Source organism: Pseudomonas sp. BB438, from assembly GCF_057180225.1.
Genome location: NZ_CM170001.1, coordinates 5412648 through 5436427 on the forward strand (window position 1 = coordinate 5412648; position 23780 = coordinate 5436427).

24 protein-coding genes are annotated in these 23780 nt (G+C 65.4%); 13 read left to right on the plus strand and 11 right to left on the minus strand.

The genetic code is table 11. From position 1 onward, the window contains the following. Positions 1-73: 73 nt before the first annotated feature. Complete coding sequence (gene purU / locus AC1ZV1_RS24970) at positions 74-925, minus strand: formyltetrahydrofolate deformylase (RefSeq protein ID WP_017519713.1); 852 nt, start codon at positions 923-925, stop codon at positions 74-76. A 256-nt stretch (positions 926-1181) separates the two neighbouring features. Between purU and mvaT the strand changes: the two genes are divergently transcribed. Next, positions 1182-1556 (plus strand): histone-like nucleoid-structuring protein MvaT, encoded by a 375-nt coding sequence (gene mvaT, locus AC1ZV1_RS24975; protein WP_484294099.1) that lies wholly within the window; start codon positions 1182-1184, stop codon positions 1554-1556. 68 nt (positions 1557-1624) lie between these two features. On the opposite strand, the gene sbcB is transcribed toward mvaT, so the two are convergent. Further along, positions 1625-3055: an exodeoxyribonuclease I gene (gene sbcB, locus AC1ZV1_RS24980; protein ID WP_484294100.1), complete on the minus strand. Its 1431-nt coding sequence runs from the start codon at positions 3053-3055 to the stop codon at positions 1625-1627. Between the two features lie 142 nt (positions 3056-3197). Between sbcB and AC1ZV1_RS24985 the strand changes: the two genes are divergently transcribed. The 8 genes from AC1ZV1_RS24985 to AC1ZV1_RS25020 all read left to right on the plus strand — a co-directional run bounded on the left by AC1ZV1_RS24985 (position 3198) and on the right by AC1ZV1_RS25020 (position 11898). Then, a complete protein-coding gene (locus tag AC1ZV1_RS24985) occupies positions 3198-4013 on the plus strand; it encodes a DUF975 family protein (RefSeq protein WP_484294101.1) in 816 nt (271 codons plus the stop codon). Between the two features lie 135 nt (positions 4014-4148). Beyond that, positions 4149-4916, plus strand: coding sequence for a hypothetical protein (locus AC1ZV1_RS24990; RefSeq protein ID WP_484294102.1), 768 nt, complete (start codon positions 4149-4151; stop codon positions 4914-4916). 154 nt (positions 4917-5070) lie between these two features. Next, on the plus strand, positions 5071-5742 hold the full coding sequence (locus AC1ZV1_RS24995; RefSeq protein WP_484297633.1) for an RDD family protein: 672 nt from the start codon (positions 5071-5073) through the stop codon (positions 5740-5742). After that, positions 5739-6716: a stage II sporulation protein M gene (locus tag AC1ZV1_RS25000; protein ID WP_484294103.1), complete on the plus strand. Its 978-nt coding sequence runs from the start codon at positions 5739-5741 to the stop codon at positions 6714-6716. The genes AC1ZV1_RS24995 and AC1ZV1_RS25000 overlap by 4 nt, the downstream gene beginning before the upstream one ends. Further along, the gene (locus AC1ZV1_RS25005) at positions 6703-8283 is read left to right on the plus strand and encodes a DUF4129 domain-containing protein (RefSeq protein ID WP_484294104.1); all 1581 of its coding nucleotides are present in this window, start codon (positions 6703-6705) and stop codon (positions 8281-8283) included. Before AC1ZV1_RS25000 ends, AC1ZV1_RS25005 begins: the two co-directional genes overlap by 14 nt. Then, the gene (locus AC1ZV1_RS25010; protein WP_484294105.1) at positions 8280-9566 is read left to right on the plus strand and encodes a DUF4350 domain-containing protein; all 1287 of its coding nucleotides are present in this window, start codon (positions 8280-8282) and stop codon (positions 9564-9566) included. The genes AC1ZV1_RS25005 and AC1ZV1_RS25010 overlap by 4 nt, the downstream gene beginning before the upstream one ends. Continuing rightward, positions 9563-10573, plus strand: coding sequence for an AAA family ATPase (locus tag AC1ZV1_RS25015; RefSeq protein WP_484294106.1), 1011 nt, complete (start codon positions 9563-9565; stop codon positions 10571-10573). Before AC1ZV1_RS25010 ends, AC1ZV1_RS25015 begins: the two co-directional genes overlap by 4 nt. Next, complete coding sequence (locus AC1ZV1_RS25020; protein ID WP_484294107.1) at positions 10570-11898, plus strand: DUF58 domain-containing protein; 1329 nt, start codon at positions 10570-10572, stop codon at positions 11896-11898. Before AC1ZV1_RS25015 ends, AC1ZV1_RS25020 begins: the two co-directional genes overlap by 4 nt. A 71-nt stretch (positions 11899-11969) precedes the next feature. Here AC1ZV1_RS25020 and AC1ZV1_RS25025 read toward each other — a convergent pair whose 3' ends face one another. The 3 genes from AC1ZV1_RS25025 to AC1ZV1_RS25035 all read right to left on the minus strand — a co-directional run bounded on the left by AC1ZV1_RS25025 (position 11970) and on the right by AC1ZV1_RS25035 (position 13268). Next, positions 11970-12329 (minus strand): PilZ domain-containing protein, encoded by a 360-nt coding sequence (locus tag AC1ZV1_RS25025; RefSeq protein ID WP_484294108.1) that lies wholly within the window; start codon positions 12327-12329, stop codon positions 11970-11972. Between the two features lie 60 nt (positions 12330-12389). Next, a complete protein-coding gene (locus tag AC1ZV1_RS25030) occupies positions 12390-12812 on the minus strand; it encodes a DUF4124 domain-containing protein (RefSeq protein WP_484294109.1) in 423 nt (140 codons plus the stop codon). Positions 12813-12899: 87 nt separating this feature from the next. After that, positions 12900-13268 (minus strand): hypothetical protein, encoded by a 369-nt coding sequence (locus AC1ZV1_RS25035; protein WP_484294110.1) that lies wholly within the window; start codon positions 13266-13268, stop codon positions 12900-12902. Between the two features lie 99 nt (positions 13269-13367). On the opposite strand from AC1ZV1_RS25035, the gene AC1ZV1_RS25040 reads away from it, so the two are divergent. The 3 genes from AC1ZV1_RS25040 to pyk all read left to right on the plus strand — a co-directional run bounded on the left by AC1ZV1_RS25040 (position 13368) and on the right by pyk (position 16748). Then, positions 13368-14180: an outer membrane protein assembly factor BamD gene (locus AC1ZV1_RS25040; RefSeq protein ID WP_484294111.1), complete on the plus strand. Its 813-nt coding sequence runs from the start codon at positions 13368-13370 to the stop codon at positions 14178-14180. Positions 14181-14281: 101 nt separating this feature from the next. Continuing rightward, on the plus strand, positions 14282-15190 hold the full coding sequence (locus AC1ZV1_RS25045) for a universal stress protein (RefSeq protein ID WP_484294112.1): 909 nt from the start codon (positions 14282-14284) through the stop codon (positions 15188-15190). 106 nt (positions 15191-15296) lie between these two features. Beyond that, on the plus strand, positions 15297-16748 hold the full coding sequence (pyk, locus tag AC1ZV1_RS25050) for a pyruvate kinase (RefSeq protein ID WP_065084446.1): 1452 nt from the start codon (positions 15297-15299) through the stop codon (positions 16746-16748). 407 nt (positions 16749-17155) lie between these two features. Here the strand turns inward: pyk and AC1ZV1_RS25055 are convergent, their stop codons facing one another. The 3 genes from AC1ZV1_RS25055 to AC1ZV1_RS25065 all read right to left on the minus strand — a co-directional run bounded on the left by AC1ZV1_RS25055 (position 17156) and on the right by AC1ZV1_RS25065 (position 20170). Next, entirely contained in the window at positions 17156-17929 is a 774-nt protein-coding gene (locus AC1ZV1_RS25055; protein WP_484294113.1) for an enoyl-CoA hydratase-related protein, read from the minus strand. 182 nt (positions 17930-18111) lie between these two features. Continuing rightward, positions 18112-19050, minus strand: a complete 939-nt coding sequence (locus tag AC1ZV1_RS25060) for an iron-sulfur-binding ferredoxin reductase (protein WP_484294114.1) — start codon at positions 19048-19050, stop codon at positions 18112-18114. After that, positions 19043-20170: a GGDEF domain-containing protein gene (locus AC1ZV1_RS25065; protein WP_484294115.1), complete on the minus strand. Its 1128-nt coding sequence runs from the start codon at positions 20168-20170 to the stop codon at positions 19043-19045. The genes AC1ZV1_RS25060 and AC1ZV1_RS25065 overlap by 8 nt, the downstream gene beginning before the upstream one ends. Positions 20171-20410: 240 nt before the next feature. Here AC1ZV1_RS25065 and AC1ZV1_RS25070 point away from each other — a divergent pair, with 240 nt between their 5' ends. Next, a complete protein-coding gene (locus AC1ZV1_RS25070) occupies positions 20411-21934 on the plus strand; it encodes a fumarate hydratase (protein ID WP_484294116.1) in 1524 nt (507 codons plus the stop codon). A gap of 76 nt (positions 21935-22010) precedes the next feature. Here the strand turns inward: AC1ZV1_RS25070 and AC1ZV1_RS25075 are convergent, their stop codons facing one another. The 3 genes from AC1ZV1_RS25075 to AC1ZV1_RS25085 all read right to left on the minus strand — a co-directional run bounded on the left by AC1ZV1_RS25075 (position 22011) and on the right by AC1ZV1_RS25085 (position 23599). Continuing rightward, positions 22011-22313: a ribbon-helix-helix domain-containing protein gene (locus AC1ZV1_RS25075; protein WP_484294117.1), complete on the minus strand. Its 303-nt coding sequence runs from the start codon at positions 22311-22313 to the stop codon at positions 22011-22013. Between the two features lie 33 nt (positions 22314-22346). Beyond that, positions 22347-22928 (minus strand): DJ-1/PfpI family protein, encoded by a 582-nt coding sequence (locus tag AC1ZV1_RS25080; RefSeq protein ID WP_484294118.1) that lies wholly within the window; start codon positions 22926-22928, stop codon positions 22347-22349. Between the two features lie 92 nt (positions 22929-23020). Further along, on the minus strand, positions 23021-23599 hold the full coding sequence (locus AC1ZV1_RS25085; protein ID WP_484294120.1) for a DUF2846 domain-containing protein: 579 nt from the start codon (positions 23597-23599) through the stop codon (positions 23021-23023). Positions 23600-23780: the final 181 nt, after the last annotated feature.

Below are 23780 nucleotides of genomic sequence, written 5' to 3' on the forward strand. Positions count from 1 at the left end.
TTTGGCGCAGCGCCCGCCACCAGCTGGCGGCGGGAGCATGCGGAGTACACAGTCGGGAACGAGACCGCGTGGATCAGTCGAACACCACGGTCTTGTTGTCGTGCACCAGCACGCGGTCTTCCAGGTGGTAGCGCAGGCCGCGGGCCAGCACCAGCTTCTCCACGTCCTTGCCCAGGCGCACCAGGTCCTCGATGTTGTCGCGGTGGCTGATGCGCACCACGTCCTGCTCGATGATCGGGCCGGCGTCCAGTTCCTCGGTCACGTAGTGGCAGGTCGCGCCGATCAGCTTCACGCCGCGCAGCGATGCCTGGTGGTAGGGCTTGGCACCGACGAAGGACGGCAGGAAGCTGTGGTGGATGTTGATCACCTGATGGCGGTACTTCTGGCACAGGTCCGGCGGCAGGATCTGCATGTAGCGCGCCAGCACCACGTTGTCGGCCTGGTGTTCGTCGATCAGGCGCGAGACCTGCTCGAAGGCCGGCTGCTTGTTCTTCGGGTCCACCGGGACATGGAAATACGGAATGCCGTGCCACTCCACCATGCTGCGCAGGTCATCGTGGTTGGCGATCACGCAGGGAATCTCGCAGTCCAGCTCGCCGCTGTGCCAGCGGTGCAGCAGGTCGGCCAGGCAGTGCGATTCGCGGCTGGCCATCAGTACGACGCGCTTCTTCACCGAGGAGTCGGTGATGCGCCACTCCATGGAGAACTCGCGGGCGATCGGTGCGAAAGCCTGGCGGAAACCGTCGATGTCGAACGGCAGGGAGTCAGCGCGAATCTCGTGCCGCATGAAGAACCAGCCGTTGTCGTTGTCGGAATGGTGACTGGCCTCGGTGATCCAGCCGTTGTAAGTGGCCAGGAAATTACTCACCTTGGCGACGATGCCGACCCCGTCGGGGCAGGCGATCACCAATCGGAAAGTGCGCATGGGTGTACTCCAGATATCGCAAAGGCCGCCATTCTAGCGGCTGCCGGGGAAAAGATCAGCCATTGCCGCGGCAGGCCGACGAGAGCCAGTACGGTGCACTGCGAGTGCATCGTTTAATTACTACCGAATGAATTAGTTAAATAAGTCGGCAATAGCCGACAAAACTTTCTCCAAGCATTTACTTGAACAACTTCGCTGACTATTATGTCTGCTACAAACTTTCCGCCAACGCTGGACCCAGAACAAGGTACCCAACATGTCGCTGATCAACGAGTACCGCGCTACCGAAGAAGCCATCAAGGAACTTCAGGAGCGCCTGAAATCCCTGGAGCAGGACGACAAGCTGAAGAAAGAGCTTGAGTTCGAAGAGAAACTTCGCGCGCTGATGGGCAACTATGGCAAATCCCTGCGCGACGTCATCGCCCTGCTCGATCCGGACGCGAAGCTGAGCAAATCGCCGCGCGCCGCTAAAGCCACCGTGAGCAAGCGCGCTCGCAAGGTCAAGCAATACAAGAACCCGCACACTGGTGAAGTCATCGAAACCAAGGGCGGCAACCACAAGACGCTCAAGGAATGGAAAGCCAAGTGGGGCGCCGAAGCCGTTGAAGGCTGGGCCACGCTGCTGGGCTGAGCCTTGCGGACATAAAAAACGCCAGCAGATGCTGGCGTTTTTTATTGCCTGCGGGAAAGTACGGCGCGCTACAGGCCATAGCGCGCGCGCAGCACCTGCGCATACTTCTCCCACTCTTGCAGCACCTGGCGTCCGGCTGCCGTGGCATTGACCAACTGTTCGTTCATTGCCGCGGCAAAGTTATCCAGCGTATTCGGTGCGCCCCACTCGGCCCGACTCAGGCGTGCACGGCAGAAGTCCTGCCATTGTTGCTGTTCCGTGGCATTCAAAGTTTCCGGGAAATTGCGTGCCCGATAACGGAAGAGAAGTTCCGGAAGTCGCGCATCGTCGAACGGCCATTGCTCTTTCGCCAGCCGCGCCGGATCGGCCTGGCGTACCTGCTCGCACAACCTGCGATCACGGTCGCCGATAAATCCGTCATACAACTGCTGCTCGGGATCTTCACTGCCGGCGAAACTTTCCTCGGTATACAGGGGCGCAAGTTTGTCCTGCCAGATCGCCTTCGCTTGTGTCAGCGTTTGCGCGGCAGCGAGGCAGGCATTGAGATCCAGCCCGACGCGTTCGCGATCCTGCGGGCGCAAGACGGACAAGGGCGCCACCACCGGGCATTTGTTGATGTGCAACAGCTTCAGCGGCACCGGCAGTTCACCTTCGGCCAGTTCGTCACGGCGCGTATACAGGCGCTTGCGCAGGATTTCCGCATCCAGCTCCAGCAACGGCGATACATCGGCCGCCAGGTCGCAGACGATCAGCGCGTTGCGATTGCGCGGGTGCCAGCCCAGCGGCAGCACCACCGAGAGATAGTGGCGCGCACCGGAGAACATGCCGGAGATGTGCACCATCGGCTGCAGCACCCGCACCTGGTCGAGCACGCCCTGCTTGCCACGCAGGCGGTAGAGGTAGTCGTAGAGCTTGGGCTGGCGGTCGCGCACCAGTCGTGCCAGGGCGATGGTGGCGCGCACGTCGGAAAGCGCATCGTGAGCCTGGCCATGGTCGATGCCGTTGGCCGCGGTGAGGCGCTCGAGCTTGAGACTGACCACGCCGTCCTGCTCCGGCCAGACGATGCCTTCCGGACGCAGGGCATAGGCAGTGCGCACCATATCGATCAGGTCCCAGCGGCTGTTGCCGCCCTGCCATTCGCGGGCGTAGGGATCGAAGAAGTTGCGATACAGGCTGTAGCGCGTCACTTCGTCGTCGAAGCGCAGGGTGTTGTACCCCGCCGCACAGGTGCCCGGCTGAGCCAGCTCGGCATGCAGACGGGTCATGAATTCCGCTTCGCCCAGGCCACGCTCTTCCAGGCGTTGCGGGGTGATGCCAGTGACCAGGCAGGCAGCCGGGTGCGGAAGAATGTCGTCACTGGGCCGGCAATAGAGATTCAGCGAGTCGCCGATCTCATTGAGGTTCTCGTCCGTGCGAATGCCGGCCACCTGCAGCGGACGGTCGCTGCGCGGGTTGATGCCGGTGGTTTCGTAGTCGTACCAGAAGATGCTGGCGTTCATCGTTTTTCCTTGCCTGCAAGCGAGTGCGTCGCAGTCTAACAGTGCTGCCTGCCACACTTCCAAGACGCCTCGCTGGCACCTAGCCAGCCCTCGCCTTTATGATGTGCGCCGCAAGGACACCCCACTGGAAAGGACTTTCCTCATGCAAGACATCGCTGCACAAAACCCCTACAGCGCTCCCCAGAGCAATCTCGAACCGGCCGCCTCGCACGGCACCGTTCCTTCCATCGCCGAAGCACTGACCCGCGGCTACGACTTCAGCATCGGCGATCTGCTGGGCGAAGCCTGGGGTCGCACCAAAGGCACCAAAGGCCTGATCATCGGCGGCTTCGTGGTGTTCTATGCGGCGGTCTTCGCCCTGGTCAATCTGCTCAGCCTGTTCCTCACCGTCGTCGGTGTCGCCGGCATTGCCGGAATGGGCCTGCTCGGCGACAGCGAGGCCGCTGGCGGCATGGCAGTCGGGGCGCTGGTCGCGTTCTTCATCGGCTCCATCGTCCTGAGCTTCGTCGCCACCGCCGTGTGCTACCCGCTGCTGGCGGGCGTGAACATGCTCGGCATCCGCCGCGCCGCCGACCAGCCGCTGCGCTTCAACGAAGTCTTCAGCCACTTCGGCCGCACCTTCCAGGTCGTGGTTTGCGTGCTGCTGAGCACCGTGCTGATCAGCATCGGCTACTTCCTCTTCGTGCTGCCGGGTATCTACCTGAGCATCGCCTACATGCTCGCCGTGCCGCTGGTGGTCGAGCGTGGCCTGTCGCCCTGGGCGGCCATGGAAGTCTCGCGCAAGGCCATCACCCAGCACTGGTTCAAGGTCTTCGGCCTGCTGCTGGTGTTCGGCGTCCTGTTCATGCTCAGCGGCCTGACCCTCGGCATCGCCCTGATCTGGGTGATGCCGTGGCTGATCGTTGCCATCGGCGTGCTGTACCGCACCATCTTCGGCGTGCTGCCCGCCAAGGCGTGATATCGGCTGGGAGTGGCGTCCGGCGCCACTTCCGGGTTTTCGAGGCGACCTGCATCGAGTGTCGCCGGCACCACCGGCATTAGCCTGCCTTACCCCTCCCGCGCCGTTACCGATGCGCGCCCAAGGAGCACAACCATGACTACCGATACTTCCTCCAATCCCTTCGCACCACCCACCAGCCCGCTGCAGGACCCCATCGCCAAAGGCACAGTGCCGAGCATCGAGGAGGCGCTCGCACGCGGTTACGACTTCTCCATCGAAGGCCTGATCAAGGATGCCTGGCAGCGTGTCAACGGCACCAAGGGGCCGATTATCCTCGGCTTCATCGTCTACATGGTCATCGTGCAGGTCATCAGCTTTGTCCTGGGCCTGGTGCTGGGCCTCGGCTTTGCCGCCAGCGGCGCCGAAGCCGGCTTCGGCATGGCCATTCTGCAACTGGTAGTGGGCATAGTGGCGGCCGCGGTCGGCTACCCGTTCCTCGCCGGGATCAACATGCTCGGCATCCGCCGCGCCGCCGACCAGCCCGTCTCGTTCAACGAGATGTTCGGCCACTTCGGCCTCTTCGTGCCGCTGTTCATCACCGGCCTGGTGATGACCCTGCTGGTCTATCTCGGTGTGCTGATCCTGGTGCTGCCCGGCATCTACCTGAGCATCGCCTACATCCTGGCGATCCCGCTGGTGGTGGAGCGCAAGCTGAGCCCCTGGCAGGCGCTGGAGGCTTCGCGCAAGGCGATCACCCAGCACTGGTTCAAGGTCTTCGGACTGTTCCTGGTACTTGGCGTGATCCTGATCCTCAGCGCCATTCCGCTGGGCATCGGCCTGATCTGGACACTGCCGCTGTCGATCATTGCCATCGGCGTGCTGTACCGCACCATCTTCGGCGTGCTGCCGCCGGCCAAGTGATCAAATCGGCCTGAGCCTGCCCGCGCGGTTGCCTCGTCGCACCGCGCTGGCTAGCATCTGGCTCCTACGTCATCGACAGCGGTTTCCCTTGAGCCCAGCAGCCCCTCATTCCAACGCGTCTCCCCACGCGCCCGTCCTGGACACCCGCTACCACGTGGAGACCCCGGAAGGCATCGACCTGCTGCTGCGTCCTGCCGGTGTCGTCCCCCGCGCCCTCGCCTACCTGATCGACCTGGGGATTCGCATCCTGCTGATGGTGGCGCTGTTCATGCTGCTGGCCTTTCTCGGCGAGCTGGGAACCGGGCTGGGGCTGATCCTCACCTTCGTCATGACCTGGTGGTACATGGTGCTCTTCGAAGTGCTCAACCAGGGCCGCTCGCCCGGCAAGCAGATGATGGGCCTGCGCGTGGTGCACGACGACGGCACGCCGATCGGCTGGTCCGCCTCGCTGCTGCGCAACCTGCTGCGCTTCGTTGACATCCTGCCCTTCGCCTACACGCTCGGGCTGCTCAGTTGCCTGTCCAACTCCGGGTTCAAGCGCCTGGGCGATCTCGCCGCGGGCACCCTGGTGATCTATCGCGATCCGCCACCGACCCGCCCGCAGGTGCCGGAGACCACGCCCGAACTCGCACCCTGGCCCCTGAGCCTGGAAGAACAGCGCGCGCTGATGAGCTTCGCCGAACGCGGCACGCAGCTGTCGGCCGCGCGCCGAGAGGAGCTGGCCGGCATCCTCGCGCCCCCCCTGGGCATCGCGCCCGATCACGCAGAGGCACGCCTGAACCGCATCGCCAGCGGCCTGCTCGGCAATGGGGCGGGCCACGCATGAAGCAGGCCTTCTTCGAACAACGCCACCAGAGCAGCTGGAAGCGCTTCGCCAAACGCCTGGAGCTGCTGGAAAGCGGCAAGCGCCAGGAACCGAGCGAGAAGCCCGAGGAGTTCGCCGCCGATTACCGGCGCATCTGCCAGCAGCTCGCCCTGGCCCAGGAGCGCGGCTACAGCAGCCACCTGATCGACCAGCTGCAGCAGCTCGCCATGCGCGGGCACCAGCAGTTCTACCGCCACCGCAGCCACCTGGGCGCCCGCATCCTCGGCTTCCTGGTCGCCGGCTTCCCGCGCCTGGTGCGCGAGGAGTGGCGCTGCATCGCGATCGCCAGCCTGCTGTTCTACGGCAGCCTGCTGCTGATGGGCGTGCTGGTCTATCACTTCCCCGACCTGGTCTACAGCGTCATGGCGCCGGAGCGGGTTTCCGACATGGAATCGATGTACTCGCCGGACACCACGCGCCTGGGCACGCGCGATGCCGGCGATGACTGGCAGATGTTCGGCCACTACATCATGAACAACATCGGCATCGCCTTTCAGACGTTCGCCAGTGGCCTGCTGTTCTGCGTCGGCAGCCTGTTCTTCCTGCTGTTCAACGGCGTGATCATCGGCACGGTCGCCGGCCACCTGACCCAGGTCGGCTACATCGAGACGTTCTGGTCCTTCGTCATCGGCCACGGCGCCTTCGAACTGACCGCCATCACCTTCGCCGGTGGCGCCGGCCTCAAGCTTGGCTGGGCGCTGCTCTCCCCTGGCCGCCTGAGCCGCCTGGAATCCCTGCGCCAGGCCGCCGCCCGCGCCGTGCAATTGATCGGCGGAGTGATCCTGATGCTGTTGATCGCCGCCTTCGTCGAAGGCTATTGGTCCTCCGTCACGCACTTCTCGGCGAACGTGAAGTACATCGTCGGCGCCTGCCTGTGGTTGCTGGTGGCAAGCTACTTCCTCCTGGCTGGACGGAGCCGCCATGCGCCTGACTGACGCCAGCGTCACCATTCGCCCGCGCAGCGCCTGGGAGGCGCTGGACCTGGGCATCCTCCTCGCGCGGCGTCACGCCGGCGTGCTGATGGCCAGCTGGGCAATCGTCACCCTGCCAGTGTTCGTGCTGCTGTCCGTGCTGCTGTGGAACTACTCCAGCTGGGCGATCCTCATCTTCTGGTGGCTCAAGCCCGCCTTCGAGCGCCTGCCGCTGTACATCCTGTCGCGCGCGCTGTTCGGCGACACACCGACGCTCAAGGAAGCGCTGAAGGCCTTCCCTGGCCTGCTCAAGTCGCAACTGCTGCCCAGCCTGCTCTGGCGTCGCCTGAGCCCGACCCGCAGCTTCGACCTGCCGGTGCTGCAACTGGAAGGTCTCAAGGGCCAGGCGCGCAGCCAGCGCCTGGTCGTGCTCGGCCAGCGCAATGCCGGCGGCGCCACCTGGCTGACCATCGTCGGCATGCACTTCGAACTGGCGCTGTGGCTGGGCCTGACCACGCTGATGTACCTGATGCTGCCGACCCAGTGGGTCGAAGATTGGGAATGGAAGTCGCTGATCAGCGCTGCGCAAGGCGACTGGGCATGGCTGGAGCACATCAGCAACTTCATCTACGCGCTGCTGTTGATCGTCTGGGAGCCGGTGTACGTCGCCTGCGGCTTCACCCTCTACCTCAACCGTCGCACCGAACTGGAAGCCTGGGACGTCGAACTGGTGTTCCGCCGCCTGCGCCAGCGCCTGATCGGCAGCGCCTATGCCCTGCTGCTGGTGCTCACCGGCGCCGTTGCGCTGCTGCCAGCCGACAACGCCCTGGCGGCCGGAGGCGCCAGCCACAGCTGCCCGTTGCCCGACCAGAACCCCGATGGTCCGGAAGGCGCCCGACTGACCCAGCAGAAGCTCAACAGCGAGGACTCACGAAACGCCGCGGAGAAAATCCTCGCCGCACCGCCCTTCAGGAACAGTGAGAAAGTCACCGGTTGGCGTCTGAGCGAAGACAGGAAAGACCCCAAGCCAACGGACCCGGACGAAGCCAAGCGCCTGAAGAGCTTCTTCGACGCGCTGGGTGACTGGAAAGCGTTCAAGTTCGCCGCACAGGGCGTTGAAGTGCTGCTCTGGGGGCTGCTGTTCACCGCCATCGCCCTGGTCATCTGGCGCTACCGCGAATGGCTGCGGCTGTTTGTCGGCCGCATCGGCCTGCCACAGAAGCCGCACCGCGAAGCCCCCAGCGTGCTGTTCGGACTGGAGCTGGCGCCGGAAACCCTGCCCAGCGACGTCGCCAGCGAAGCCGAGCGCCTGTGGGACGAGCAGCCACGCGCCGCACTCGGCCTGCTCTATCGCGCCCTGCTCAGCCGTCTGCTGCATGACTTCCGCGTGCCGCTGCGCGAATCGACCACCGAAGGTGAAGTTCTGGTGCGCGTGGCCGACCTCAACGATCCGCCGCTGGACAACTTCGCCCGCAGCCTGACCCAACAGTGGCAGGCGCTCGCATACGGACACCGCGCCCCCCAGCCCCAGCTCAAGCAACAACTGTGTGGCGAGTGGCGCCAGCTGTTCGGCAACGAGGTACGGGCATGAAGCGCGGCAACCTCGCCTTGCTGGTACTGCTGGTGCTGCTCGTACTCGGCGGCGTCGGCTACTACCTGTACCGCCATCTCGAGCCCTACACCGAAACCGTCGAGCACGGGCCGTCGCCCGAGGCGCGCGCCAACCCCTATCTCGCTGCCGAGAGCTACCTGCGTGCCCGCGGCATCCACGTCACCACCGCCCGCGGCATGGAAGTACTGGACAAGCTGCCGAGCAAGGGCCAGACCCTGATCCTGCTGGGCACCCGCGAGAACGTGACGCCGGCGCAGAACGCCCGCCTGCTCGACTGGGCCAATCGCGGCGGCCATCTCATCGTCACGGCCGAAAGCCTGTGGGATGAAGACGAAGGCAAGAGCGGCGACCAACTGTTGGATCAACTCGGCGTGCAGCAATTCCTCACCGCCGACCTGAAGGACAAGGACGAGAAATCCGCCCCGTCCGACAAGGAAGCCGCCGCCCCTTCCGACGATCAGGCGCAGGACACCCCGGCCAGACCGGAGGTGGAGGAGGACCACCCGGACCAGGCCTCCAGCGCCGACGGCAACGACGCGGCAGAGGCCGATCCCTACCCGAACCTGACCAAGCTCTACCTGGAGAACGAGAAGGCACCGGCGTACATCGACTTCGACACCGACTACCACCTGTTCGACTCCAAGAACCTCGCCTACGCCTGGGCCAACAGCGGCGACTCCACCCACCTGTTGCAGCTGCAGCAGGGCCAGGGACTGATCACCGTGCTCACCGACAACTGGATCTGGCAGAACGGCGAGCTCGACGCCTACGACAACGCCTGGCTGCTCTGGTACCTGACCCAGGACAGCGCCGTCACCCTGGTCTACCGTGCCGACGGCACCAGTCTCATGACCCTGCTGATGCGATACTTCCCGCAGGCATTGCTGGCCGCAGTCCTGCTGCTGGTGCTAGTGCTCTGGCGCAACGGCCTGCGCCAAGGCCCGCTGCAACCCAATCCGGACCGCAGCCGTCGGCAACTGGAAGAACACCTGCGCGCCAGCGCCGACTTCATCCTCCGCCAGCGCGGCCAGCTCGCCCTGCTGCAGGGCCTGCAACGTGACGTGATGCGCCGGGCGCGGCAGCGCCAGCCCGGCTTCGACCGCCTGCCAGTCGCCGAACAATGGCAAGCTCTGGGCCGCATGACGCGCATGTCGGTCAGCGCCATCAGCCAGGCCATGCGCCCCTACCCGCAACAGCGCATGGCCGTCGCCGAATTCACCCGCCAGGTCGCGCACCTGCAAAGCCTCAGGAATGCCCTATGAGCGAACAGACGCCTGAACCGTCCAGCACCAACGCCCCCAACGCCGCCGCCCAGCGCCAGCGCGCCAGCCAGCTGGCCCAGGCGCTGCGCCACGAACTGCAGAAAGCCCTGATCGGCCAGCAGGCCGTGATCGATGACGTGCTCACCGCCCTGCTCGCCGGCGGCCACGTGCTCATCGAAGGTGTTCCCGGTCTGGGCAAGACCCTGCTGGTGCGCGCCCTCGCCCGCTGCTTCGACGGTGGCTTCGCGCGCATCCAGTTCACCCCCGACCTGATGCCCAGCGACGTCACCGGCCACGCCGTGTACGACCTGGCCACCGAGCAGTTCAAGCTGCGCAAGGGCCCGGTGTTCACCCACCTGCTGCTGGCGGACGAGATCAACCGGGCTCCCGCCAAGACCCAGGCCGCCCTGCTGGAAGTGATGCAGGAGCGCCAGGTCACCCTTGAAGGTCGTGCCCTGGCAGTACCGCAGCCGTTCATGGTGCTGGCGACGCAGAACCCCATCGAACAGGAAGGCACCTACCCGCTGCCTGAAGCCGAGCTCGATCGCTTCATGCTCAAGCTGCGCATCGACTATCCGCTGGAGGCCGAGGAGCAGACCCTGGTGCGTCAGGTCACCCGCTCCGCACGCAGTGACATGCTCGACGTAGCGCCGATGCGTGCCCTGCTCAAGGACAAGGACGTGCTGGCCCTGCAGAAGATCGCCGCCGACCTGCCCATCGATGACCAGGTACTCGACTACGCCGTACGCATCGCCCGCACCACCCGCAACTGGCCGGGCCTGGCGCTGGGTGCCGGGCCTCGCGCATCCATCGCCCTGGTGCGTTGCGCCCGCGCCCGCGCGCTGCTGCGCAGCGGTGACTTCGTGGTCCCGGACGACGTGAAAGGCAGCGCCCTGGCGGTGCTGCGCCACCGCGTGCGCCTGTCGCCGGAACTGGAAATCGAAGGCCTGTCGGTGGACCAGGTGCTCCAGCAACTGCTCGACCAGGTACCGGCGCCGCGCGTATGAAGCCATCGCGCGCGCTCCTCGCGCTGCTCGGCGTCCTGCTGGCGATCGCCATCGCACTGGGCGCGGCGCAGGCACTGGACTCGGGTTCGGCGCTGCTCGGCCGCCTCTGGTGGGGCGCTCTCTGCGCACTGGTCCTGCTGGCGCTGGCCGATGCCCTCTGGCTGCGCCGCACGCCCTCGCCCGAGCTGAAGCGCCAACTGAGCGGCAACCTGCCGCTGGGTCGCTGGAGCGAAGTGCGTCTGCAATTCCACCATCGCTATCCCCAACCACAACGCATGACGGTATTCGACCACCTGCCCAGCGGCATGGACTTCGAGTACCTGCCGCAGACCGTGGAGCTGCATCCGGGCGAGCAGACTGAAGTGGGCTACCGTGTGCGCCCGCTGTCCCGTGGTCACTTCATTTTCCAGCGCTGCGAGATCGAGCTGTCCAGCCCGCTGCGCCTGTGGAAGGGCCGGCGCTACCTGGAGCAGCACGACGAAACCCGCGTCTACCCGGACTTCGCCCGCCTCTACGGCGCCGAGCTGATGGCCGTGGACCACTGGCTCAACCGCATTGGCGTGCGCTCTGGTCAACGGCGCGGGTTGGGACTGGACTTCCATCAGCTGCGCGAATTCCGCGATGGCGACACCCTCCGGCAGATCGACTGGAAGGCTACCGCGCGCAAGCGCACGCCGATTGCCCGCGAGTACCAGGACGAACGCGATCAGCAGATTCTCTTCCTGCTCGATTGCGGCCGGCGCATGCGCAGCCACGACGGCGACCTCTCCCACTTCGACCACTCGCTCAACGCCAGCCTGCTGCTGGCCTATGTCGCCCTGCGCCAGGGTGACGCGGTAGGCCTGATGACCTTCGCTGGCGACCAGCCGCGCCATCTGCCGCCGGCCAAGGGCAGCGCGCAGCTCACCGCGTTGCTCAACGGTGTCTACGACCTGCGCAGCAGCCAGCGCCCGGCGGACTTCCCCGCCGCCGTGCAGGCCGTGCTCACGCGCCAGCGTCGCCGCGCGCTGGTGGTGATAGTGACCAACCTGCGCGACGAGGATGACGAGGAACTGGTGGCGGCGGTGAAGCGTCTCGGCCGCCAGCACCGCGTACTGGTCGCGAGCCTGCGCGAGGAAGTGCTGGACCGCCTGCGCCAGTCGCCCGTGGAAGGTTTCGAGGATGCGCTGGCGTATTGCGGCGCGGTGGATTACCTGAACGCGCGCGCCGGTTTGCACGAGAAACTGCTGGCCCACGGCGTGCCGGTGCTCGACACGCGGCCGAGCCAGCTGGGGCCGGAACTGATCAGCCGTTACCTGGGCTGGAAGAAGGCTGGCGCGCTGTAACCTGACGCCACAACCGGACGCCATCTCCCTGGCGTCCCCCACCGCACAGATCGGTCAGCGCGTCCTGCGCTTCAGACCGACTCCACCTGCCGGCGAAAACTGAAATAACGGCGCAGCGCGTCGACCAGCTCGACGTACTCCATCGGCGGCGCCGCCAGGCTGAAACCCGAGTCGTAATTGCCCGGATTGACGTCCTCGCGGCACCACTGGCAGGTGGCGGCAAACTCGATCAGTTGCAGCTTGCCGTCATGCCCGGGGATCTTCAGGCGCATTTCGAAACGGCCACCCACCAGCATCGGTAGCTGGCTGATCAGCAACAGCCCGTCCAGCGACACGTTGCCCAGGAAGCCCATCGGTTTGTCGGTGATGCTGTTGAACACCTTCAGGTAGTAGGGCAGCTGATGGCGCTCGATATGTCGTTGATGACGCATAATGGCGTTTCGCTATGAAATATCGTCCAGTATGACGATGCCGCCCCGGCAGGGCCAGTCCTAACGACAACCTTCCGCCAGCCGTGCGCTAAGCGCCTGACGAGCGGCGTCGAGCTGTGCATCGCTGTAGTAAGTCCTTTCACCACTGCTGCCCTGCGTGAAGTACCGCCCGCCATGACTGAGCGAATCCAGGTCATGGCGCCACTTCGCGCACTGCTGGTCCAGCTTGGCCTGCTGCTCCGCCGCCTGGCTCTGGGCGGCAGCGCTTTCATCTCGACGCGCGTCGTAGAAGCGGCGGGTACGTTCCTCCCGCTCGCGGGTCGCCGCGTCACGCTCGACTACCTGCGGCTTGACCTCGACGCGTTGCGCCCCAGGCGGTGGTGTCTCGCTGAAGTGCACCTTTCCCTGAGCGTCGGTCCAGCGGTAGATATCCGCCGAAGCCAGCAGGGGGAAACACCAGGCGCAGAGCCACAGGGCGCGCATTCGTACCTCCTTGCATGAAGCACTCAAGAGATTAGCCAGCTATGGGCTGCGCTCAAGTCGGCCTGCGACCGCCGGTCAGGGCGTCCGTCAAGGCGTGGGCGTGTCGAGTCGCAGGTCGTTGGGCAGGCGGCCGTTCAAGCGCAGCGTTTCCAGCCGCGCCTTGGCCCGGTAAGCATACTCGCTGGTGGGGTAGCGGGCGATGATGAACTGGTAGGTCTGCGCCGCGTCGACGTAGAACTTCTCACGCTCCAGGCACTGGCCCCGCAGCATCGACACTTCCGGCTGGATCCAGGGGCGCGCGCGGGCCTTGCGCTCGGTCTCCGACAGCTCCAGCTGCACGCGCTGGCAGTCACCGTTCTTGTACGCGCGGTAGGCGTTGTTCAGGTGATAGTTCATCGACCAGCTGGTGCAGCCGGTAACACTCAGCGCCAGCAGCGCGAGGAAAAGGGTTCGCATGGGCATATCCTCCGTTGGGAAGTGTATCGGCCCGTCTTGGCCGTACTGTAGCCCGCCACTAGACTCACGTGGACTTCGCCCTGGCGCAAAGGAGCTGCCATGCGTTTCGCCTACGTCCTGCCGTTCGCCGTGCTGCTGCCCTGGCTCGCTGCCTGCGCCCCCACCACGCCGCTGTTCGTCGCGCAGATCACCACCGGCGAGGTAGCCGAGTACAAGCAGCTCAAGAACAAGCGCATGACCGCCGCCGTGGAAGAGGAAGGCGACCTGCTCACCTACAGCGCCCAGGCCATCCGCGACGGCAAGAGTGCCGACGCCGAGAAACTCTATCTGACCGGCTACGACAACACCCGCTACAGCCCGGAGGTGCGCGCCATCGCGCTGTACCAGATCGGCCTGGTCTACATGAGTCGCTACAACGACCAGCGCGACGATGCGAAGGCGCTGGACTACTTCCAGCGCATCGACCGCGAGTTCCCCGGCACCAAGGCCGCCGAGCACGCCGACGCCCGCGAGCTGATCATCCGCCAGCGCGCCAAGGACCCGGTGCAGAAGACCGCCAAGCAACTGCTGGCTGACTGGCAACCGCAATACAACCTCGACCTGAACAAACCGACCCTCGATCCGGACATGACCCTGCTGTCGCGCCGCGCCGTGCTCAAGGACCGCGTCGACGAGGCCGCGCAACTCTACCTGCTGGGCGCCAACGATCCGGCCATTCCACCGGACATCCGCGAGAAAGCGCTGTACCAGCTGGGCCTGATGTACATGGCCCCGGACAACCCGCACCCGGATCGAGAGAAGGCCATCGCCTACCTGCGCCGCCAGCTCGCCGAATTCCCCAACGGCGAACTGGCCGACAAGGGCGCCCGCCACCTGGACCGCGCGCTGAACCAGACCTCGCCGCGCAGCTGACGGCAGCTCCCGCTCTCTCGCTGAGCCACATCAAGGCGCGTGGCGGGCGCCAGTGTCTACGCTTGCTCTGCATTGAGCGCAGAGCAATCGAGGACTCCGCCATGAAGCTGCAGCACCTGCTCGTCATCATCGACCCGACCCGCGAGGACCAGCCCGCGCTCACCCGCGCCCGCTGGATCGCCCAGCGCTGCGGCGCACGCCTGGAGCTGCTGGCCTGTGTGTACAACGCGGCGCTGGACAACGCCCTGCTGCTGGAGCGCGGCGACCTCGACGCCGCCCAGCGCAACCTGCTGGACGAGTGCCTGGGCTGGCTGCAACAGCTTGCCGAGCCACTGCGCGAAACCGGGCTGGATGTGGACTGCCAGGTGCGCTGGGGTAAATCCCTGCACCATCAGATCGTCCTCCATTGCGAGCAGACCACGCCAGACCTGGTCCTCAAGTCCGCACACCACCACAACCTGCTCAAGCGCCTGTTCCTCACCAACAACGACTGGCAGCTGATCCGCCACTGCCCGCAGCCGCTGTGGCTGGTGCAGCACGGCGAGTGGACCGGCAGGCACCTGCTGGCTGCCGTCGACCCACTGCATGCCGGCGACGCTCCGGCCGCGCTGGACCACCGGCTGATCACGGTGGCCCGCGAACTGGAGCAGCGCCTGCAACTCGACGCCCACTACCTGCACGCCTACATGGCCCTGCCCCACACCCTGGCATTCAATGCCGAGTTGCTGGCCGACTACGATAACTACGTGCGGCGCACCGAAGCCCACCACCGCGAGGCCTTCGAGGCCCTGCTGGGGCACTACCCGGGGATCGACCGCCAGCGTACCCGGCTGGCCCAGGGTTTCGCCGAGGAAGCGATTCCGGCCTACGTGAAGGAGCACGCCATCGACCTGCTGCTGATGGGCGCCGTCGCCCGTGGGCAGATCGACAACGTGCTGATCGGCCAGACCGCCGAGCGGGTCTTCGAGGAAGTCGAATGCGATCTGCTGGTGATCCGGCCTCGCGCCTGAGAGAGCCACCTAAAAGAGTCACCTGAAAGAGAGTAAGATGGCGCCCTGGCCGTCCCGGACCCGCTCCGGCGACCGCCTGACCGCTGCTTTCCCCTAGGAGTCCCGCATGTCCCTTCGCCGCACCAAGATCGTCGCCACCCTCGGCCCAGCCAGCAATTCCCCGGAAGTCCTGGAACAGCTGATCCTCGCCGGGATCGACGTCGCCCGCCTGAACTTCTCCCACGGCACTCCCGACGAACACCGCGCCCGCGCCCAACTGGTGCGCGACATCGCCGCCAAGCATGGTCGCTTCGTAGCGCTGCTGGGCGACCTGCAGGGTCCGAAGATCCGTATCGCCAAGTTCGCCAACAAGCGCATTGAACTGGCAGTCGGCGACACCTTCCGCTTCTCCACCAGCCACCCGCGCACCGACGGCAACCAGCAGGTCGTGGGCATCGACTACCCGGACCTGGTCAAGGATTGCGGCATCGGTGACGAGCTGCTGCTGGACGATGGCCGTGTGGTGATGGTCGTGAAGGAAGTGAAAGCGGACGAACTGGTCTGCGAAGTACTGATCGGCGGCCCGCTGTCCGACCACAAGGGCATCAACCGCCGTGGTGGCGGCCTCACTGCGCCGGCCCTGACCGAGAAGGACAAGGCCGACATCAAGCTGGCCGCGAGCATGGACCTGGACTACGTCGCCGTGTCCTTCCCGCGTGACGCCAAGGACATGGAATACGCCCGCAGCCTGCTCACCGAAGCCGGCGGCACCGCCTGGCTGGTGGCCAAGATCGAACGCGCCGAAGCCGTGGCCGACGACGAAGCACTCGACGGCCTGATCCGCGCCAGCGACGCCGTGATGGTGGCCCGTGGCGACCTCGGCGTGGAAATCGGTGACGCCGAGCTGGTAGGCATCCAGAAGAAGATCATTCTGCACGCACGCCGCTACAACAAGGCAGTGATCACTGCGACCCAGATGATGGAGTCGATGATCCACAACCCGATGCCGACCCGCGCGGAAGTCTCCGACGTGGCCAACGCCGTGCTCGACTACACCGACGCCGTGATGCTCTCGGCCGAATCCGCCGCTGGCGAATACCCGGTGGAAGCGGTCAAGGCCATGGCACGCATCTGCGCCGGCGCCGAGAAGCACCCGACCACCAAGAAGTCCAGCCACCGTATCGGCCAGACCTTCGAGCGCTGCGACGAGAGCATCGCCCTGGCGGCCATGTACACCGCGAACCACTTCCCCGGCATCAAGGCGATCATCTGCCTGACCGAAAGCGGCTACACCCCGCTGATCATGTCGCGCATCCGCTCCTCGGTACCGATCTTCGCCTACTCCCCGCACCGCGAAACCCAGGCCCGCGTGGCGCTGTTCCGTGGCGTGGAGACCATCCCGTTCGACCCGGCAGCCCTGCCACCGGAGCGCGTCAGCCAGGAAGCCGTCGACGCGCTGCTGCAGCGTGGCGTGGTGACCAAGGGTGACTGGGTGATCCTGACCAAGGGCGACAGCTACACCGCCCAGGGCGGCACCAACACCATGAAGGTGCTGCACGTCGGCGACCTGCTGGTCTGATCCTGTTGCGAAGGCTCTTTATTGAGCGAGAAAGGCCGCCCTCGGGCGGCCTTTTCCTTTTGCGGTTGCTCAAAGGGCAACCAATCGGCTCAAAGCCTGTCGCCATGCGGCTTCGGCACCTTGGCCCCAAGCTTATCCACAGCACCTTCCACACCTTATGTGGGCAACCTGCGGACCATTGCTCAAATACCGTTCAATCCCCTGCAGGCCACGGCTGGCGTGGTACGGCTGGGTTGCCCCAGAGGTTATCCACAGCGCGCTCCACAGATTGTGTGGGCAACCTCTGCGCAGGAGCGGTGGCATCGGACTCCCCTCTAGGAGCGGCCGTGCCCGCGACCGTGCGCATGGCGCACTCCTACAGTGAGCATTGCGTCAGGGCACGCGCCCCGACCAAGACAACCCGCGAATTACAGGAACTTGGAGAAATCCGGCTGGCGACGCTGGGTGAAGGCGCTCAGCGCTTCGTGGGCTTCCGGCGAATGCAGGCGCTGCACGAAGTGCTGGCCCTCCTCCGCCACCACGCGACGCAGTTCCTCGATAAAGGGGGCCTTCAGCAGTCGCTTGCTCAGGGCCACGGCGGCCGGCGGCAGCTGCTGGAACGCCTGGCAGATTTCGCGGGCGCGCTCCAGCGCAGCCGCACCATCCTCCAGGGCCTCGTTGGCGATGCCGTAGGCTACGGCCTGCTCGCCGGTGAACCCTTCGCCACGCAGTAGCAGGCTGGAGGCCTTTACCGGGCCGACCAGGCGAGGCACCAGGAAGCTGGAGCCGAACTCCGGGCACAGGCCCAGGTTGACGAAGGGCATCTTCAGCTTGGCACCCTTGGCGATGAACACCTGGTCGCAATGCAGCAGCAGCGTGGTGCCGATGCCCACGGCGGGGCCGGCGACGGCAGCAACCACCGGCTTGGTGAACTCCATCAGCGCGCGCATGAAGCGGAATACCGCGCTGTCCGGGCCGCTCGGTGGCTCCTGGAGGAAGTCGACGATGTCATTGCCGCTGGTGAAACACTCGGCATTGCCGGTGATCAGCACCACGCGCACCGAACGATCCTCCTGCGCCGCCTCCAGGGCATCGGCGAGACCCGCGTACATGGTGCGGGTCAGCGCGTTCATCTTGTCCGGACGGTTCAGGCGCAGGGTCAGCAGGCCCTCTTCGCGCTCGACGAGAATCTGTTCGCTCATGGCAATTCCTTGTTCTTATTGAAGGGAGAGGACCGGTTCAGAGCCTTTTCAACACCTCGCGAGCGTGAGCAGAACAAGGCGGGAGCAGGCTGAAAAAGCGGAGTTTACATCGTGTAAATGAGCATTTTTCAGCCTGATTCAAACGCAGTTATACCGACGCGCAGCAGGTGTTGAACGGGCTCTCAGGCGTGGGGCAGGTACAAGTCGGCCAGCGTCTGGCCACGGGGCACGCCGCAGAGGTAGAGGCGGCGGGCGAAGGCATCGACGATGGCTGGATGGCCGCAGAGTAAGGCGAGGGTTCGCCGCGAAACAAGCCGGAGTTGCGCCAAAACCGCGGCCGACTCGGCCGCGGTCATCAGTGTCACGTCCAGCTCCGGATGGCTGGCGGCCAGGGATTGCAGGGGGTCGGCCAGATAATGGCCAGCGTGGTCATGGGCCTGGTGAATGACGCGGATCGGCCCGCTGTGATGCTGCCGCAGCGCTTCGCGCAGCACGCCCCAGAGTGGCGCCATGCCGGTGCCGGACGCCATCAGCAGTAGTGGCCGCTCGTGCCATTCCGGGTCGTAGTGCAGCGCGCCGCCGCGCAGCTCGCCCAGACGCAAGCCGTCGCCCACCTTCAGTTGGCGGGCGCAATCGACGAAGGCGCCACGCTCGCGGCAGTCGATATGGAATTCCAGCCACGGGTCGAGACCCGGCACACTGGCCAGGGAATAGGGCCGCGCGACGCCCTCGGTGCTCCAGAGGATCAGGTGCTGCCCGGCGCGGTAGCGCAATGGACGTTGCGGGGTCAGGCGCAGGCGCAGGACGTCCGCTGCCAACCAGTCCAGTTCGGTCACGGTGGCGGGCAGGCCGTCACGCTGCGGGTCGAAGGTGTCCACCCGGAGGTCTTCGATTACCCGGCACTGGCAGGACAAGCGCCAGCCCTCGGCGCGCCGCTCGGCGTCCAGGGCATCGGGCAAGGCGTCCTGCACCTCGCCGCCCGTACAGCGCACCAGGCAGGCATGACAGCTGCCGGCGCGGCAGCTGAAGGGCACGGCGATGCCGGCCCCGCGCAGGGCATCGAGCAGGTTGACTCCGGGGCTTACCGAAAAGCGTTGCGATCCGGCCTGTATGTCAGGCACGCGTCCACTCCCATGCGGCATCGCAGCGGTTACGTCCGCTGCGTTTCGCACGGTAGAGCGCCTGGTCAGCCCGTTGCAAGGCCTCGTCGAGATCGTCGTTGGCCTCGAGCAGGGTCATCCCCGCCGACAGGCTCAGGGTTTCGATATTCACGCCCACCGGCTCCGCCGCCGAATAGGCCATCCGCAGGCGTTCGCAGCAGGTGGTCAGGCGGTCGGCATCGGCGTCGGGCAGCAGCAGGACGAACTCCTCGCCACCGTAGCGCGCCAGCACGTCGCCCTCGCGCAGGCAGGCCCGCGCCACGGCAGCGAAGGTCTGCAGGACCCGGTCACCGGCGGCGTGGCCGTGGACATCGTTGATGCGCTTGAAGTGGTCCAGGTCGATCAGCGCCAGACCATGGCGCTGTCCCGGGCGCATCTCTTCCAGCGCGCGGCCAGCCAAACGCAGGAAGTGCCGGCGGTTGAACAGCCCAGTGAGTTCGTCGGTCGCCACCAGGTCCTCGAGTTGACGCATCATCCCGCGCAGGGTGTCCTGGTGTGCCTGCAGCGCGTAGCGGCGCTGGCGCATGCGTTGGCGCAGCGACTGCACATAGCCGGCGAACAGGCTCAGCCAGGTGAGCACGATGAACAGCACCAGCAGCTGCAACACGGCCTGGGCCGGCAGTTGCAGGCGTTGCTGGAACGCTTCGTGGAGGTTGAGCCCGGCAAACGCGATGAAGGCCAACGCGGCGCAACGGGCGAAAACCCGCGGCTGCAACTGGAACACGCCGAACAGCAGGATCAGCACGTAGAGCACCATCAGCGTGCCGCGCGCGGTATCGACGTTGGCCAGGAACAGGGTGTGCCAGACCACCGCCACCAGTACCTGCGGCTCGGTCATGCTCGGGTCGGTGAAACGCTGGTTGCGCCCGGTGAGGAACAGCCAGGCGAACACCAGTTGGCTGCCCGCGACCAGCAGTGTGCAGGTCAGGGCAAAGCTGACGGGGGCGCGGTAGAACTCGCCGAACACGGCCAACCACAACAACAGAAGCGCCAGCGCATAGGTCCCGAGGGCCATGCCGAATCGCCTGATGAGTAGTTTTTGTAAGGCGTGCTGCTTCAGAGGTGGTTTCAGCGTGCTCATGGGGCTCCGTCCCGTAATGGCACCTGGCCTTCACTCTACTATCAAAGCGCCCCAGTGCCTAGCCGATCGGAATGTGGGCGATGACAGACCATCTGGGACCAAGGTCGGATCGCTGGCGGGTGCGCGACCAGAGGGCGCAGCGGTATACTACGGCGCCTTTTTTCGCCGCAGCCGTGTCGGCGAATTCCCGTTGTGACAGGCTCCACGCCTGTACTACCCGCCTGAAGAGGACCGTGCTCCATGGCCGTGATCAAGCAAGACGACCTGATCCAGAGCGTCGCCGATGCCCTGCAGTTCATCTCCTACTACCACCCGGTTGATTTCATCCAGGCCATGCATGAGGCCTACCTGCGCGAAGAATCGCCGGCTGCCCGGGACTCGATGGCGCAGATCCTGATCAACTCGCGCATGTGCGCCACCGGCCACCGCCCGATCTGCCAGGACACCGGTATCGTCACCGTATTCGTCCGCGTCGGCATGGACGTGAGCTGGGCAGGCGCCACCATGAGCGTCGACGACATGATCAACGAAGGCGTACGTCGCGCCTACAACCTGCCGGAGAACGTCCTGCGCGCCTCCATCCTGGCCGACCCGGCCGGTGCGCGTAAGAACACCAAGGACAACACCCCGGCGGTGATCCACTATTCCATCGTCCCGGGCAACACCGTGGAAGTGGACGTCGCGGCCAAGGGCGGCGGCTCCGAGAACAAGTCGAAGATGGCCATGCTCAACCCGTCCGACTCCATCGTCGACTGGGTGCTGAAGACCGTTCCGACCATGGGCGCCGGCTGGTGCCCGCCGGGCATGCTCGGCATCGGCATCGGCGGTACCGCGGAGAAGGCCGCAGTGATGGCGAAGGAAGTCCTGATGGACGAGATCGACATCCACGAACTGAAGGCCCGCGGCCCGCAGAACAAGATTGAGGAAATGCGCCTCGAGCTGTTCGAGAAGGTCAACCAGCTGGGCATCGGCGCCCAGGGCCTGGGCGGTCTGACCACCGTGCTCGACGTGAAGATCATGGACTACCCGACCCACGCAGCGTCCCTGCCGGTCTGCATGATCCCCAACTGCGCCGCCACCCGTCACGCACACTTCGTGCTCGACGGTTCCGGGCCGGCCGAACTGGAAGCGCCGTCCCTGGACGCCTATCCGGAAATCGTCTGGGAAGCCGGCCCGTCCGCGCGCCGCGTCAACCTCGACAGCATCACTCCGGAAGAAGTACAGAGCTGGAAACCGGGCGAAACCATCCTGCTCAACGGCAAGATGCTCACCGGCCGCGACGCTGCGCACAAGCGCATGGTCGACATGCTGAACAAGGGCGAAGCGCTGCCGGTGGACCTCAAGGGTCGCTTCATCTACTACGTCGGCCCGGTTGATCCGGTCGGTGACGAAGTGGTTGGCCCGGCTGGTCCGACCACCGCGACCCGCATGGACAAATTCACCCGCCAGATCCTCGAGCAGACCGGTCTGCTGGGCATGATCGGCAAGTCCGAACGCGGCCCCATTGCCATCGAAGCGATCAAGGACAACAAGGCCGTCTACCTGATGGCCGTCGGCGGCGCTGCCTACCTGGTCGCCCAGGCGATCAAGAAGTCCAAGGTCCTCGCCTTCGCCGAACTGGGCATGGAAGCGATCTACGAGTTCGAAGTGAAGGACATGCCGGTGACCGTAGCGGTCGACACCAATGGCGAGTCGGTGCACATTACCGGCCCGGCCATCTGGCAGAAGAAGATCGCCGAGAACCTGGCGGTGGAAGTGCAGTAATCACTGCATGACCGCTCCCTGAAAAAGCCCGGCCATGTGCCGGGCTTTTTCATGCCTGCGATTCAGGTCCTGCCAATCAGGCGCTGCGCGATACCCGGTTCAGCTCGACGACATTGTCGCGGCGCTGGGCGAGGAAGCGCGTGCAGCTCACCCGCAGGAAGGAGGCGAAGTTCACCACCTCCCCGCGGTAGTCCATCACCTCGTCGTAGAGCTTGGCGATCAGCTGGTTGGTGGTCATGCCATCCACCTCGGCGATCTCGCGCAGGATGTCCCAGAACTGGTTTTCCAGACGCAGGGTGGTAACCACGCCACGGATGCGCAGCGAGCGGGAGCGCGATTCGTAGAGAATCGGGTCGGCCTTTACATAGAGTTCGCACATGGATGGCTTCTCCAGCGTCGAGGTCGGGCCAGTTTACAAGCTGATCCTGGTGCCCAGCACGTCGAGGAACTTCGCCAGCCACGCCGGATGCGCCGGCCAGGCGGGGGCGGTGACCAGGTTACCGTCGACATGGGCGGCATCCACCGGGATATCCACGTACTCGCCACCAGCCAGCGTCACTTCCGGGCCGCAGGCCGGATAGGCACTGCAGGCACGGCTCTTGAGCACGCCGGCAGCAGCCAGCAGCTGGGCACCATGGCAGACGGCGGCGATGGGCTTCTTCGCAGCGTCGAAAGCCTTCACCAGTTCGATCACCTTGGCATTCAGGCGCAGGTACTCCGGCGCGCGGCCGCCAGGGATCAGCAGTGCGTCGTAGTCCTCGGCGCGCACATCGGCGAAGTTGGCGTTGAGGGCGAAGTTGTGACCGGGCTTCTCGCTGTAGGTCTGGTCGCCTTCGAAATCGTGGATGGCGGTACGGATGCTCTGGCCGGCCTTCTTATCCGGGCAGACAGCATGGACGGTGTGCCCGACCATCAGCAGCGCCTGGAACGGCACCATGGTTTCGTAGTCTTCGGCGTAGTCGCCGACCAGCATCAGGATCTTCTTCGCGGCCATCTCTCGGGCTCCTTTCGGCTAAGGCCCGCAGACGACGGCGGGCGACCCGGTCAGATTAGCCAGCGGCGCAGAAAGCGGGTAATAGGCCGTTACTACATGCCCATCCGTTGCCAGAACCCCGGTCCTTCGACCTCCTTGCCGCTGGCCGCAATGCTCACCGGCTCCTGCACCTGCCGCGTGGCGGGGATCTCACGCGAGCCGAGTTCCTTGCCCACCAGTTGCAGCGGGCCAGCGCCCTGCCCGGCGGTGTGTTCGTACTTGGGCGGAGTGTGGGTCTCGTCGTAGCGCAGGTAGTAGACCTCGCCGGCGCGGGCTTCCAGGGTAAAGCCGGCGATCAGGGTGAAGTCCAGGCTGCCGCCGGCGAAGAAGGTCCAGAAGCTGCCCAGCAGCGGCCGGCGCATCTGCAGGGGATAGCTACCCGGCGCGAAATGCAGGGCGAAGTAGCCATTGCTCGGCAGGCTGCCGATCAGCTCGTTGTTGAGGAACAGCCCCGGCGCTTCCAATTCCTCGTCGGACCACTGGTTCTGTGGCCGGTAGAGGTAAACCGTGGCCTGCTGCGAATCTGCCGGCAGCGCGCCGAACGGGGGCCCGTCCACCGCACCGAAGAACGCGCCGGGCGAACTGCAGCCGGCCAGCATCAGGAGAAAGGCGCACAGGGCCAATCGGAGCATGGACAGTCCCTCTTATGGTTATGCCCGGAGCATACCCACCGCGCCAGGGCTTGCCACCCGTCGAAAGTCCGGGTCGACGAGTTCACAGAGGCGCCCAGTGGTTGCCATTCATCTCGACAGCGGCTACGTCGCTCGCTACCGCATCGACGGTGAAATCCTGGTGATCCTCGCGATCCGCCAC